Origin of the sequence: Bradyrhizobium sp. MOS003 (assembly GCF_003020125.1) — a bacterium.
Classification (GTDB): domain Bacteria; phylum Pseudomonadota; class Alphaproteobacteria; order Rhizobiales; family Xanthobacteraceae; genus Bradyrhizobium.
The window spans coordinates 2,140,186-2,153,973 of sequence record NZ_PYFW01000001.1; the positions used below are offsets into that span (position 1 = coordinate 2,140,186).

Genomic DNA, 13,788 nt, shown 5'->3' on the forward strand with positions numbered 1-13,788 from the left:
ATGGCAAGGATAAGGGTTGGGCTCGTCGGCTGCGGCTTCGTGTCGGAGCTGCATATGTACGCGTTCCGGCGTGTCTACGGCGTGGACGTCGAGGTCGCGGCGGTGGCTGCCCGCGGCGAACATGTCGTCGAATTCGCCGGCCGTCACGACATCCCGCGGGTCTATCGCAGCTTCTCGGATCTGATCGCGGATGCAGCTATCGACGTCGTCGACATCTGCACCCCGCCCAATCTCCATGCCGAAATGATCGTCGGTGCCATGCAGGCCGGCAAGCATGTCATCTGCGAAAAGCCGTTCGCCGGCTATTTCGGCCGCGAGGGCGATCCGCAGCCGATCGGCAGGCACGTGCCTAAGGCGCTGATGTACGAGCGCGTGATCGAGGAGATGGACAGGACGCGCGCTGCGATCGAGCGCACCGGAAAGCTCTTCATGTATGCCGAGGACTGGATCTACGCGCCTGCGGTGACCAAGACCGCGGAGATCATCAGGGCGACGAAGGACAAGATTCTGTTCATGAAGGGCGAGGAGAGCCATTCCGGCTCGCACGCGGCCCACGCCGCGCAATGGGCGATGACCGGGGGCGGCTCGCTGATCCGCATGGGCTGCCATCCGCTCTCGGCGGTGCTGTATCTGAAGCAGGTGGAGGCGAAAGCGCGCGGCGAGAGCATCCGTGTCGCCAGCGTCACCGGGGATGTCGGCAACGTCACCGCCGGCCTCAAGCCCGAGGAGCGCGGCTACATCAAGGCCAATCCGCTCGACGTCGAGGATTGGGGCACGCTCACCGTCACCTTCTCCGACGGCACCAAGGCCACCGTGTTCTCCGGCGACATGATCATGGGCGGCGTGCGCAACCTGGTCGAGACCTACACGTCCGGCGGCTCGCTGTTCGCCAACATCACGCCGAACAATCATCTGATGAGCTACCAGACCTCCGAAGAGAAGCTCGCCAGCGTCTACATCACCGAGAAGGTCGACCGCAAAACCGGCTGGCAGTATGTCTGCCTGGAGGAGGAATGGACGCGCGGCTATCTGCAGGAGATCCAGGACTTCATGGAATGCGTGGCGACTGGGCGGCAGCCGCTGTCCGACCTCGCGCTGGCCTATGAGACGATCAAGGTGAACTACGCAGGGTACTGGGCGGCGGAGGAGGGGAGACGGGTGGTGTTGTAGGTCACCAAAGAGACACAGGCACGCTGCCATCCGTCTCCCCTTGTGGGAGAAGGTGGCGCGAAGCGCCGGATGAGGGGTCTCGGCGCGCTCGCTAAGAGTTGGACTCGCGGACAGAACCCCTCACCCGGCTTCGCTTTGCGAAGCCACCCTCTCCCACAAGGGGAGAGGGTGCACCGTCGTCGCTTACGCCCCGTAAGTCGATCCCTTCGGCAGGGGAAACACCGGGTCCCGCGTCTTGATGTTGGTCGGCCACACCACCGAGATGTGCTCGCCCGCGTTCTGCATCACCACCGGGGTCGAGCGTTCGTTCTGGCCGGACAGCGGCGTGCCCGGCGGGAAGAATTTCACGCCGTAGCCCTGGATGGTGCCGCCGGCGGGAATGTCGACGTCGAGCGCGGCCTTGCGGATGGCCTCCGGCTCGAAGCTGCCGTACTTTTCCTTGGCGACCGGCAGCACGTTGTTGAGCAGCAGCCAGGTCTGGTTGAAGCCCATCGAGCAGTGCGGCGGCACGTCGGTAGCCCCGGTCTTGGCCTGGTAGCGTGTGACCATGGTCTTGGTGAGATCGCCGATGCCCGGCGCGAGCTTGGCCGGATCGAGCAGCTGCGCCGGCACCGGGTCGATGTTGCAGAAATTGTCTATGTCGGGGCCGAAGGTGGCGCGCAGCTTGTCGAGCTGGCTGTAACCCGCGCCGGCGCCGAACAGCATCTTGAAACGCAATCCGCTCTCGCGGGCCTGACGCAGGAACAGGGTGATGTCGGGGTTGTAGCCGGCGTGCGAGATCACATCGACCTTGGCGCGCTTGAGCTTGGTCACGAGCACCGAGAGGTCGGGCGCGGACGCCGAATAGCCTTCGCGCAGCACAACCTGGATGCCGGCCTGCTTGGCATAGGCTTCGTCGGCTGCGGCAACGCCGACGCCATAGGGGCCGTCTTCGTGGATCAGCGCAACCTTGACGTCCTTCGGCTCCATGCCGAGCTTGCCCTGCGCGTGCTCGGCGATGAAGCCGGCAAAGGCCTGGCCGTATTGATCGGAATGGATTTGCGCGCGAAACACGTATTGCAGGTTCTTGTCCTTGAACACGGCGGTCGAGACCGCGGTCGTGATCCAGAGGATTTTCTTCTGCTGCTCGACCTTTGCCGCCATGGGTACGGCGTGCGCGCTGGAATAGACGCCGTTGATGATGTCGATCTTTTCCTGGCTGATCAGCCGCTCGGCCTCGTTGATCGCAACGTCGGCCTTGCTCTGGGAGTCCGCCGCGACGGGCACGATCTTGGTCTTGCCGCCGATGCCGCCCTTCTCGTTGACGAGGTCGATGGCGATCTGGGCGCCGACCGAGGAGGCGACCGAGCCGCCGGCGGCGAAGGGACCGGTGAGGTCGTAGATCAGGCCGATGCGCAAATTCTCGGCCTGTGCCTGGGCCCTGGTCCAATCGAGGCTGAGTGTGGCGGCGGCAGCCGCCGTACCCTTCAGCAGCTGCCTGCGTGAAGTTGGCATCCTATCCTCCCTCAAAACCGTCTTGTGACTTGTTGTTATTTTTTTGCGAAGTATGGGGAGGGGGACAGCGGAAAGTCAACATCGCGAAAGTCGGGTGCGCCGTAGAACGCAATTGCGAAATGACGGAGAGGCCCGGCGAGATCGTGCGCTACTGCGACAGGCGCCGCGCCAGATAAGGCGCCGTCTTGCCGCCGGCTGTGGCGACCTGATCCGGCGTCCCCGATGCGACGATGCGGCCGCCCTCGTCACCGGCGCCGGGGCCGAGATCGATGATCCAGTCGCTATGTGCCACGACGTCCATGTCGTGCTCGACCACGATCACGCTGTTGCCGGCATCGACGATCCGATCGAGCTGGGCGATCAGCCGCTCGACATCGCGCGGGTGAAGGCCCGTGGTCGGCTCGTCCAGGACATAGAGCGTGTGGCCGCGTTGCGGGCGCATCAGCTCGGTCGCCAGCTTGATCCGCTGCGCCTCGCCGCCGGACAGTTCGGTCGCGGACTGGCCGAGGCGGATATAGCCGAGACCGACCTCGCGGACGACCGACAGCGACCGGTTCAGCGCGGCATCGTCGCGGAAGAAGTCGAAGGCCTCGTCGACGCGCATCGCCAGCACGTCCGCGATGGATTGTCCGCGGATCTTCACCTCGAGCGTCTTGTCGTTGTAGCGCGCGCCCTTGCAGGTGGGGCAGGGCGCGTAGACGCTGGGCAGGAACAGCAACTCGACGCAGACGAAGCCTTCGCCGTTGCAGGTGGCGCATCGCCCTTTCGCAACATTGAACGAGAAGCGTCCGGCATCGTAACGTCGGGACTTCGCCTGCGGCGTTGCCGCGAACAGTTTCCGGACATGGTCGAACAGACCGGTATAGGTCGCAAGATTGGATCGCGGCGTGCGGCCGATCGGCTTCTGGTCGACGACGACGAGACGATTGATCTGGTCGAGTCCGGCAACGATCTTGCCGCCAAGCGTCTCGACCGTCGGTGCGAGGCTGTCGTCGTCCGTGTCGGTGGCGAGCGTATGGCCGAGATGCGCGGCCACGGTCTCGACGAGGAATTGGCTGATCAGGCTCGACTTGCCGGACCCGGACACGCCGGTGATGCCGGCGATGACACCGAGCGGAATGTCGACGTCGAGGTCACGCAGATTGTTGCGGATCACGCCCCTGAGCTTCAAATGTCCTTTCGGCGCGCGGCGCTGCGTCGGCAGCTTATTGCGCGGACGTGCGAGATAATGCGCGGTGTGCGATTGCTCGATGTCGCCGAGCCCCGCCGGCGGCCCGCTGTAGAGGATGAGCCCGCCGCCTTCGCCGGCCTCGGGCCCGACATCCACCAGCCAGTCAGCGTGTCTGATCACCTCGATCTCGTGCTCGACCACGAAGATGGAATTGCCGGCATGCTTCAGCCGGTCCAGCGCCCGCAGCAGCGCCTCGGTGTCGGCCGGGTGCAGACCTGCGGAGGGCTCGTCGAGCACGTAGACGACGCCGAACAGGTTGGAGCGGACCTGCGTCGCAAGACGCAAGCGCTGCAGCTCGCCCGGTGACAGCGTCGGGGTGCTGCGCTCGCAGGCGAGATAGCCGAGGCCGAGGTCGAGCAGGACGGCAAGGCGCGCCGACAGATCCTCACAGATGCGCCGGGCGACGACGGCCTTCTCGGACTTGTCCGTCGAGGCCTTTGCAAACGGCCTGACCATCTCGTGCAGCTGCTTGAGCGGCAGATGCGACATCTCGGCGATGCTAAGCCCGGCGAACTTCACCTTGAGCGCCTCGGGCTTGAGCCTTGTGCCGTGGCAGGTCGGGCAGTCCCGTATGATCAAGAATTGCGCCACCCGGCGCTTCATCATCGCGCTCTCGGATTTGGCATAGGTCTGCATCACGTAGCGCCTGGCGCCGGTGAAGGTGCCCTGATAGCTCGGCTCCTCCTTGCGGCGCAGGGCGCGCTTGACCTCGGCGGCGTCGTAGCCGGCATAGACAGGCACGGTCGGCTGCTCATCCGTGAACAGGATCCAGTCGCGGTCCTTTTTCGGCAACTCGCGCCAGGGCTTGTCGACGTCGTAGCCGAGCGTCGTCAGGATGTCCCGGAGGTTCTGGCCCTGCCAGGCACTCGGCCAGGCCGCGACGGCGCGCTCGCGGATGGTCTTGGTGTCGTCGGGCACCATTGATTTCTCGGTGACGTCGAGCATCCGGCCGATGCCGTGACAGGTCGGGCAGGCGCCCTCGGGCGTGTTCGGCGAGAACGACTCCGCATAGAGCATCGGCTGCCCGCGCGGGTAATCGCCGGCGCGCGAATAGAGCATCCTCAGCAGGTTCGAGATCGTGGTGACGCTGCCGACCGACGACCGCGTCGTCGGCGAGCCCCGCTGCTGCTGGAGGGCGACAGCGGGCGGCAGGCCCTCGATGTCGTCGACCTCGGGGATCTGCATCTGGTGGAACAGCCGCCGCGCATAGGGCGACACAGATTCCAGATAGCGCCGTTGCGCCTCGGCGTAGATCGTTCCAAAGGCGAGCGAGGATTTCCCCGAGCCCGACACGCCCGTGAACACGACGAGGGCGTTGCGGGGAATGCGAACGTCGACGTTCCTGAGATTGTGCTCGCGCGCGCCGCGCACCCGCACGAAGCCGTCGTCCTGCATCACGCTGTCGGGCCGTCCTGGTCGATCGTCCATCTTGCGCCTCCAGCCCCCATCGGGGTAACGGCAAGATCGCAGGATGGGTCCTCTGATGCCAGCGCCGGTTACGCTTTGCACAAGGGGGAAGGCCCGCCGCGGTGTTGGCGGCGAGCCTAGCTGTATGGGTATGGGCTTCCGGCCTTCCGGCGTCGGCCAGCTATTGCGACAGCTTCACGAAGCTCGGAAACTTCAGCTTGCCCTCCGCGATCTTCTCCGGCCAGACCACCACCTGCTTGGAATCCTGCCACTGGAAGACGAGACCGGTCACGGAGCCGGGTCCTGACTTGATGCCGTGGGTGAACTCGTCGTTCTTGCCGTAGAACTGGATCTGGCCGATCGTGCCCTCGTAATCGGTTTTCTCGAGTTCGGTGACCATCTTGTCGGGATCGGTCGAGCCGGCGCGCTTGATCGCGTCTGTGATCATGTAGACCTCGTCATAAGCGGTATAGCCGGTGTAGGCCGGGGGGCTGCCGAACTTTGCCTTGAAGGCTGCTGCAAACGGCTTGGTCTTCGAGGTCACCGCGACATCCGGAGTGGCCACCGCGAGCGACGGGATACCGTCGGCGGCGCCATTGGTGTCCTTCCAGAAGGTCGGGCTCAGCGCCTGCGCGCTGATGCCGAACATTGGGATCGGCACCTGCTGATTCTTCCACTGTACGGTCGGCTGCACCCCGACATGCGAGATGCCGGTGACGATCACGTCCGGCTTCTTGCCCTCGATGTTGTTGAAGATCGGCGTGAAGTCGGTGGTATCGGGCGAGAAGCGCACGTGCTCGACCACCTTGAGGCCCGCCTTCGGCAGGCAGGCCTCGTAGCCGACGTCCAGCGGCTTGGTCCAGGCGGCGTCCTCGCTCATGATCGCGACCGTCTTGAACTTGAGCTTGTCGACCAGCAGTTCCTTGGCGGCGTCGCAGACGAGCTGGGCCTGGGCTGCCGAAGTCAGATAGCCGTGGAAGGTGTACTTGTTCTTCTCGTAGTCGTTGTGGATCGCCTTGGTGATTTCGTTCGATGCCGCCCCCGGCGTGATCAGCGGCATCTTCAACCGTGCCGCCCAGGGCTCCAGCGCCAGCACGACCTCCGAGATGTAGCTCGCGATCACCGCCGACACCTTGTCCTCGCTTACCGCGCGCTGGAAGGCGCGCACCGAATCGGCCGACGAGCTCTTGTTGTCGTAGGTGACGATCTCGACTTTTCGGCCGAGGATGCCGCCCTTGGCGTTGATCTCGTCGGCCGCGATCTGCGCCCCGCCCGGCGTCGCGGCACCGGCGATCGACTGCACCTCGGCGACGACGCCGATCTTGATCGGATCGTTCGATTGCGCATAGGCGGGCGAGGCAAGGCAAAGAGCCAGCGCGGACGCGAGGACGCTGCTGCTCGGAAAAGATGGTCGCATGGTCGTTTCCCTTTCTATGCTTCTTGTGGTGTCGAAGACTTACAGAAAATCAGCGCCGGCCTCGCTTGCGAAGCGGCCGGGGTCGCCCTCCCAGACGATCCGCGCGTGCTCGAGCACGTAGACGCGGTCGGCATGCGGCAGCGCGAATGTAACGTTCTGCTCGCCAAGCAGGACAGTGATCGATGTGGTCTGTCGCAGCCTCGTCAGCGCCTTGGACAATTGCTCGAGTATGACGGGCGCAAGGCCCAGCGTCGGCTCGTCCAGGATCAGGATCTGCGGCTGCATCATCAGCGCGCGACCGATCGCCAGCATCTGCTGCTCGCCGCCGGAAAGCGTCTGTGCCATCTGGCCCTGCCTTTCCTTCAGGATCGGGAACAGCTCGAATAGCCAGGCAAGCTGGGTGGCGCGCTGGTCATCGGACAGATGCTGGCCGCCGAGATCGAGGTTTTCCCGCACGCTCATCTCGCCGAACAGCTCGCGCGACTCAGGACACTGAACGAGGCCGCTGCGCGCGATCCTGGCCGGGCTGGTGCCGCGCAGCTTCTCGCCGCCGCGCACGATCTCGCCGCTATAGGGCAGGAAGCCGGAGATGGTGTTGAACAGCGTGGTCTTGCCGGCGCCGTTGAGGCCTACGATCGAGACGAACTCGCCCTCGTGGACGTGGATCGAGACGTTCTCCAGCGCCTGCGCCTTGCCATAGAACACGCTCACATTCTCGACCTGGAGCAGCGGCACCTTGTCCTTGAAGCTGGTCTCGGGCCGCGCATGGGTCTCGATCGCGCCGCCGAGATAAACCCGGCGCACGGTCTCGTTCTTCATCACGTCCTCGGCCTTGCCGGTGACGATCTCCTCGCCGAGATACATCGCGAGCACGCGGTCGACGAGTGCCGCGACGCTCTTGACGTTGTGATCGACCAGCATCACCGCGCGGCCCTCGTCGCGGAAGCTGCGGATCAGGTCGGAGAAGACGTCGACCTCGGCGCGCGTCAGGCCGGCGAACGGCTCGTCCACCAGCACGACCTTGGGATCGCGTGCGATCGCTTTCGCAAGCTCGAGCCGGCGCAGGTCCGCGAAGGGCAGCGTCGGCGGGCGGCGGTGCATCACGTCGCCTAGCCCGACGCGTTCGGCGATCCATTTGGCGCGCTCGACAAGCGCCTTGTCAGGAAACAGCATGAACAGACTATCCGGCAGCAACGCGACCAGGATGTTCTCCAGCACCGTCTGCCGGTTCAGCGGCCGGGAGTGCTGGAACACCATGCCAAAACCCTTGCGCGCGATCTTGTGCGCCGGCAGGCCGGCGACGTTTTCGCCCTCGAAGATCACCTCGCCCGCGGTCGGACGCTCGATCCCCATCACGCTCTTCATCGCGGTCGATTTGCCCGAGCCGTTGGGGCCGATCAGGCCGAAGATCTCGCCGCTGTTGACCTCGAAGCCGAGGTTCTTCACCGCGGTCAAGCCGCCGAAGCGCTTGGTCAGGCCGCGGACTTCGAGCACGGGCCGGTTTGAAAGCCTCATATCCATCACGAACGCGCCTCGCGCGAGAGGGCCGCCCCGAGGAAGCCGCCGGGGAAGAACAGCACGACGAGGAGTGCCACCGCCGAGACGATGAAGGTTGCGAGCTCGCCGGTCGGCCGCAGGAACTCGCCGGCGACGATCAGGAAGATCGCCCCCAATGCTGCTCCGAGCACCGTGCGCCGGCCGCCGAGCACGGCCGAGACGATCACGTTGACGCCGACCGCGACGTCGACGACGGTGCCGACCGAGGCGGTGCCGAAATAGAACACCAGCAGCGCGCCCGACAGGCCCGAGAAGAACGCGGAGACGACGAAGGCGGCGAGCTTGTGCTTGACGATGTTGAAGCCGAGCGCGCCCGCCTGCACCGGGTCCTGGCCGCTCGCCTGCAGTACGAGACCGATCGGCGATTGCGACAGGCCATAGAGGATGGCCGCCGAAATCGTCATGAAGCCGAGCGCGATCCAGTAATTGGTGCCGGCATCAATGCTGATGACATCGGGAATGGTGAGCCCGATCTCGCCGCCGGTGAGGTCGGCGAACACGACGATGAAGTTTTGCAGCATCAGCACGGCGACCAGCGTGGTCAGGCCGAAATAGGGCCCGCGCACGCGCAACGCCGGCAGCGCCAGCACGAGGCCGGCGATGACTGAGGCAGAGGCGCCGAGCACGATGCAGAGATAGACCGACCAGCCGAACTGGGCATTGAGGATGCCGGCGGTGTAGGCGCCGACACCGATCAGGAAAGTCGGCCCGAAATTCACTTCGCCTGCGAAGCCGAACAACAGGTCCCAGGCCATTGCGAACACGCCGAAATAGAAGGCGACGGTCAACAGCCCCAGCACGTAGCCGGAGACGTAGAGCGGCAGCGTTGACGCAATGACGATCAGGACGAGCGAGATGAAGAACAGGCGCGAGGTGAAGAAATTGGACATCTCAGCGCCTCCCCAGAAGGCCCTGGGGCCGGATGTACATCACGAAGACGAGCAGCAGCAGCGCCGGGATGGTGCGATAGGCCGGCGAGACCAGGTAGGCCGTCAGCGTCTCGAGATAGCCCACCACGAAGGCGGCGATCAGCGAACCGGAGACGCTGCCAAGGCCGCCGAGCACGACGATGGAGAACGCGCTCGCGGTCAGCGGGCCGACACTGTATGAGCTGACGCCAAGGAACATGCCGAGCAGCACGCCGGCGATGCCGGCGAGGATGCCGTAGATCGCCCATACCACGATGTAGATGTTGGTGAGTTCCAGCCCCAGCAGGGTGACGCCGCGCGGATTCATCGAGGCCGCCAGCACAGCCTTGCCGGTGCGGGTGCGGTTCACCAGGAGCCACAGCAGCGCGATGACGAGGCAGCAGACGATCGCCGTGAAGATTTCGTTCTTCGGGGTACGAACGCCGAGGATCTCGACGACGCCTTCGACGATCGGCAGCACGGTCTTGGCGTTGTTCGTGAAGAAATAGGCGATCACCTCCTGGATCATGATCCCCCAGAGCAGGGTGCCAGTGAGAACGAAGATCTCCTTCTCCTCATTGGGAATGCGGCGTGAGGCCTGGATCGGCTTCACCACCGCGAAGTAGGTGGCGAACGCAGTGAGGAGGGCCACGCCGACGCCGATCAGCGCGCCGGCATAGGTTCCGACATTGAGCACGCTGGCTGCAGCCCACGCCGCCACCGCCGCCGCGACCATGATGGCGCCGTGGGAGAGGTTGAGCACGCCGGAGACGCCGAAAATCAGGGTGAAACCCGTGGCGCCGAGCGCATAGAGAGCGCTGATGGCAAAGCCATCGATCAGGATCTGGAAGACTCGCATTGATGATTGGCCGCGTGGCAGCTGGCTGCCGCTATGAGGAATGGTGCGGCGGAGGCGCCGCAAGCGGAAGCTCCCGGGAGACCGCCCCGGGAGCATGTCCTGACGGCTAGTTGCTGAGCTTGATGAAGCTCGGGAACTTGATGTCGACCTTGGCGACCTCCTTCGGCCAAACCGCGCTCTGCTTGCCGTCCTGCCATTGCAGCATCAGGCCGGTGATCAGGCCCTTGCCGTACTTGATCGAGTGGGTGAAGGGATCGTCCTTGCCGTAGAACTGGACGCGGCCGATGGTGCCTTCCCAGTCGGTCTTTTCGAGCGCATCGACCAGCTTGTCGGCGTCAGTCGAGCCCGCGCGCTTCACCGCATCGGCGATGTAGTACACTTCGTCGTAGGCGGTGTAGCCTGCATAGGACGGATAGTTGCCGAACTTCTTCTTGAAATTCTCCGCGAACGGTACCGATTTCGGTGTCACCGCGACGCCGGGACCGGAGACGCCCTGATAGAGCACGCCTTCGGCAGCCTGGTTGGTGTCCTTGCCGAACGTCTCGTTGGTCGCCTGCGAGGAGATGCCGAACATCGGGATCGGTACCTGCTGGTTCTTCCACTGTACCGTCGGCTGCACGCCGACATGCGAAATGCCGGTGATGATCACGTCGGGCTTGGAGCCTTCGATCTTGTTGAAGATCGGGGTGAAGTCGGTGGTGTCGGGCGAGAACCGGATGTGGTCGAGGACCTTCAACCCGATCTTGGGCAGGCACTCCTCGTAGCCGACGTCGAGCGGCTTGGTCCAGGCGGCGTCCTCGCTCATGATGACCGCCGACTTCATGTGCATCTTCTCGACCAGCAGGTCTTTCGCGGCGTCGCACACGGACAGCGCCAGCGCGGCCGAGGTCAGATAGCCATGGAAGGTGTACTTGTTCTTGGCGTAGTCGGCGTGGACGCTCTTGCTGATCTCGTTTGAGGCGGCGCCCGGGGTGACGAACGGTGTCTTCAGCCGCGAAGCCCAGGGCTCCAGCGCCAGCACGACCTCGCTGATGTAGCTGGCGATCACCGCGTTGACCTTGTCCTCGTTCACTGCACGTTGAAACGCACGTACAGAATCCGCGGACGAGGAGTGATTGTCGTAGGAGACGATCTCGATCTTGCGGCCGTCGACGCCGCCGCTCGCGTTGATCTCGTCGGCGGCGAGCTGCGCCGCCTGGGGTATGGAGGCGCCGGCGATCGCCTGGGCCTCCGCGATCACGCCGATCCGGATCGGATCAGCTGCAAACGCCGCGCTTGATGTCGCCAGCACCGCACTTGTCGCGGCCAAACCGAGCGTCATTCGCAATGCAACAGAGAGTGCATTATTCATTTTGTTCTCTCCCTTTTAACAGGCCTCTGGTGAGCCATTATGTCGCAACTATAGCGGCGAGGGAGTTCTCGGCAAGTGAAACCGCGTTCATGATCGTGAGAGCGGGACTAAAGTCTAGCGCCTGAACAAATTGCGGGCAGTCTTTGTCACTTCATCTTCAGCGCGAGAAAAACCGCGCCGCGGAACCAGGGGTCGACATGCGATGGATATGAAATGTCGAGGGCGTCGTGATGCCGACGCCCTCGATGATGCCTTGCGCTCAACCCGGGCCCGCGCCTTGCGTTGCGGTGAACACCGCGTAGAGCGACTGGCTCGCGGCCATGAACAGGCGGTTGCGCTTGGGGCCGCCGAAGGTGATGTTTCCGCAGACTTCCGGCAGACGGATGCGGCCGAGCAGCTTGCCTTCCGGTGACCATACCGTCACGCCGCTGTAGCCGACTGCGCGCCCGGCATTGCTGGACGCCCAGACATTGCCATTGACGTCGCAGCGCAAGCCGTCGGGTCCGCATTTGACGCCGTCGATCACGCAGTCGCTGAACCTCTTGCCGTTGGACAGCTTGTTGTCGGCGCCGACGTCGAACACGAAGATATCGCCTTTGCCGCCCGCGCCGGTGTCGCCCGGTCCCTTGCCGGTCGAGGCGACGTAGAGCTTCTTGTAGTCGGGCGAGAAGCACAGGCCGTTCGGGTCCGGTACCTGCTCCTCGGTCACGACGAGATCGATGCGGCCCGACGGGTCGATGCGATAGCAATTGGTCGGCAGCTTGCGCTTGCCCGGTGTGAAACCGGCCGGCTGTCCGATCCGCGGATTGAGCTTGCCGCCGGCATTGCTCGGTCCGCCCGCCACATCGGGCTCGCCTTCATAGAGCTGACCGCCATAGGGCGGATCGGTGAACCAGTAGCTGCCGTCGGGATGCGCGACGACGTCGTTCGGCGAGTTCAGCTTCTTGCCTTGATAGGAGTCAGCTAGCACGGTGGCGGTGCCGTCATGTTCGTAACGCGTCACCCGGCGGGTCAGATGCTCGCAGGAGAGCTGGCGGCCCTGGAAGTCAAAGGAGTTGCCGTTGGAATTGTTGGAAGGCGTGCGAAACACGCTGACGCGGCCGTCGTCCTCGCTCCAGCGCATCTGCCGGTTGTTGGGAATGTCGCTCCACAACAGATATCTTCCTTGCGCGCTCCACGCGGGGCCCTCGGCCCACAGCACGCCGGTGTAGAGACGCGTGATCGCGGTGTTGGGCTGCGCGAGATCGTTGAAGGCGGGATCGACTGCGATGATGTCGGGATCCCAGAAATAAGTGGTCGGCGCGCCGCGGGGGCCGAAATCACGCGGCGGGGTGGTGATGGTGGTCGGCGGTGCGGCGGGTCCGGTCTGGGCCAGCGCAGGGCCAGCCCCCGTCACGGTGGCGACGGCGCCGAGCGCAAGCCCCCGGACAAGTGTACGTCGTGAAAGCGCAGCATCCTGCTCACGCTGCGCGTGGTCACGAGCCGCTGGCTCACCCCTCTCCTGGCGTGTCATCGCGTCCTCCCAATGATGTTCGCTGACCGGTTGATCCGGCCGAGCGGAAGCGGAGGTTAATCCGGTCCGCCGCCGGTTGCGAGAGGAATAGAAATCTTCCGTGCGGTTGTGAGCCGCAATGTCGTCATATTCGAATGCGCCGGAGAAAAAGCCGTGTCTAAGCCATGATTTCGCGCGGATTGCCACGCAAGAACCGGCCGGGCAGATGCACGGAGTTGAATGTGGCTGGCGTCATCGTATTGATCGTGTTGCTTGGGATCGCGTTCGCGGCCGGCTATTTTACGCGTGATCACATCTCCAGCAAACGACGCGCGGAAGCCCGACGCTGGCGCGAATATAGCGAGCCGGATTGGCTCTCCGCCAACGCGCCGGCGAACACCAACGAGATCGCGAGCGCGATCCCCGCGGTCACCGGCGAGCTAGGCCAGATGCTGACCCGCTGGGAAAGCCGGGCCCGCGCCCGCCGCGCGGGGTAGCGCGAAGCTTGGAGGTTCTCGTAGCCCGGATGGAGCGACTTGTCCGCCATAGCTCGAAGAGCGACGGCGGAAGCGATATCCGGGGCCTGCGTGCCCACCGCACCGATCCCGGGTATCGCTTCGCTCACCCGGGCTACGGCACCGCGCCTGTGTCGCCCTCTGTCAATCCACACGCGCGAAAATATTCCACTTTACCGAAATTCGGTTTCGGCGTATGTGTCGTCCATCCCGGCTCACCCAAGAGGGGCGACTTGAAGTCGTCTTGTTCGCGAGCCGGGCTTGCGATGGACGCGGCAGCGTCGGCACGAGAGGTGCGGGCAGGGCGGGTAGTCCCTGTGAGCCCGAGGCTTCGTGCGGACGACGGCGCTGTCAGGCTTCGTCTCGCTCGTAAGTTTCCGGCTCCGT

General features: G+C 64.4%; 10 protein-coding genes. 2 read left to right on the forward strand and 8 right to left on the reverse strand.

The window, feature by feature from the left end; translation table 11 throughout:
* Nucleotides 1-1,170: a Gfo/Idh/MocA family protein gene (locus C7G42_RS10310; protein ID WP_106948784.1), complete on the forward strand. Its 1,170-nt coding sequence runs from the start codon at nucleotides 1-3 to the stop codon at nucleotides 1,168-1,170.
* A gap of 183 nt (nucleotides 1,171-1,353) precedes the next feature.
* On the opposite strand, the gene C7G42_RS10315 is transcribed toward C7G42_RS10310, so the two are convergent.
* From C7G42_RS10315 to C7G42_RS10350, 8 genes are all read right to left on the reverse strand, one after another.
* Nucleotides 1,354-2,664 carry an ABC transporter substrate-binding protein gene (locus C7G42_RS10315; RefSeq protein WP_106948785.1) on the reverse strand — a complete coding sequence of 437 codons (1,311 nt, stop codon included), beginning with the start codon at nucleotides 2,662-2,664 and terminating at the stop codon, nucleotides 1,354-1,356.
* A 148-nt stretch (nucleotides 2,665-2,812) separates the two neighbouring features.
* On the reverse strand, nucleotides 2,813-5,323 hold the full coding sequence (uvrA, locus tag C7G42_RS10320; protein ID WP_106948786.1) for an excinuclease ABC subunit UvrA: 2,511 nt from the start codon (nucleotides 5,321-5,323) through the stop codon (nucleotides 2,813-2,815).
* A gap of 160 nt (nucleotides 5,324-5,483) precedes the next feature.
* Nucleotides 5,484-6,719 carry an ABC transporter substrate-binding protein gene (locus C7G42_RS10325; RefSeq protein WP_106948787.1) on the reverse strand — a complete coding sequence of 412 codons (1,236 nt, stop codon included), beginning with the start codon at nucleotides 6,717-6,719 and terminating at the stop codon, nucleotides 5,484-5,486.
* A 39-nt stretch (nucleotides 6,720-6,758) separates the two neighbouring features.
* Nucleotides 6,759-8,240: an ATP-binding cassette domain-containing protein gene (locus C7G42_RS10330; RefSeq protein WP_199580763.1), complete on the reverse strand. Its 1,482-nt coding sequence runs from the start codon at nucleotides 8,238-8,240 to the stop codon at nucleotides 6,759-6,761.
* Entirely contained in the window at nucleotides 8,240-9,166 is a 927-nt protein-coding gene (locus C7G42_RS10335; protein ID WP_106948789.1) for a branched-chain amino acid ABC transporter permease, read from the reverse strand. Before C7G42_RS10335 ends, C7G42_RS10330 begins: the two co-directional genes overlap by 1 nt.
* 1 nt (nucleotide 9,167) lies before the next feature.
* Complete coding sequence (locus tag C7G42_RS10340; protein ID WP_106948790.1) at nucleotides 9,168-10,043, reverse strand: branched-chain amino acid ABC transporter permease; 876 nt, start codon at nucleotides 10,041-10,043, stop codon at nucleotides 9,168-9,170.
* Between the two features lie 106 nt (nucleotides 10,044-10,149).
* Nucleotides 10,150-11,394, reverse strand: a complete 1,245-nt coding sequence (locus C7G42_RS10345) for an ABC transporter substrate-binding protein (protein WP_106948791.1) — start codon at nucleotides 11,392-11,394, stop codon at nucleotides 10,150-10,152.
* 259 nt (nucleotides 11,395-11,653) lie between these two features.
* Complete coding sequence (locus C7G42_RS10350) at nucleotides 11,654-12,907, reverse strand: SMP-30/gluconolactonase/LRE family protein (protein ID WP_199580765.1); 1,254 nt, start codon at nucleotides 12,905-12,907, stop codon at nucleotides 11,654-11,656.
* A gap of 221 nt (nucleotides 12,908-13,128) precedes the next feature.
* Here C7G42_RS10350 and C7G42_RS10355 point away from each other — a divergent pair, with 221 nt between their 5' ends.
* The gene (locus tag C7G42_RS10355; protein WP_106948929.1) at nucleotides 13,129-13,383 is read left to right on the forward strand and encodes a hypothetical protein; all 255 of its coding nucleotides are present in this window, start codon (nucleotides 13,129-13,131) and stop codon (nucleotides 13,381-13,383) included.
* Nucleotides 13,384-13,788 lie beyond the last annotated feature (405 nt).

Coding starts and splice junctions, on each gene's coding strand:
- C7G42_RS10330 (WP_199580763.1), bottom strand. CDS start 8,240: ATGGATATGAGGCTTTCAAACCGGCCCGTGCTCGAAGTCCGCGGCCTG.
- C7G42_RS10345 (WP_106948791.1), bottom strand. CDS start 11,394: ATGAATAATGCACTCTCTGTTGCATTGCGAATGACGCTCGGTTTGGCC.
- C7G42_RS10335 (WP_106948789.1), bottom strand. CDS start 9,166: ATGTCCAATTTCTTCACCTCGCGCCTGTTCTTCATCTCGCTCGTCCTG.
- C7G42_RS10315 (WP_106948785.1), bottom strand. CDS start 2,664: ATGCCAACTTCACGCAGGCAGCTGCTGAAGGGTACGGCGGCTGCCGCC.
- uvrA (WP_106948786.1), bottom strand. CDS start 5,323: ATGGACGATCGACCAGGACGGCCCGACAGCGTGATGCAGGACGACGGC.
- C7G42_RS10350 (WP_199580765.1), bottom strand. CDS start 12,907: ATGACACGCCAGGAGAGGGGTGAGCCAGCGGCTCGTGACCACGCGCAG.
- C7G42_RS10310 (WP_106948784.1), top strand. CDS start 1: ATGGCAAGGATAAGGGTTGGGCTCGTCGGCTGCGGCTTCGTGTCGGAG.
- C7G42_RS10325 (WP_106948787.1), bottom strand. CDS start 6,719: ATGCGACCATCTTTTCCGAGCAGCAGCGTCCTCGCGTCCGCGCTGGCT.
- C7G42_RS10340 (WP_106948790.1), bottom strand. CDS start 10,043: ATGCGAGTCTTCCAGATCCTGATCGATGGCTTTGCCATCAGCGCTCTC.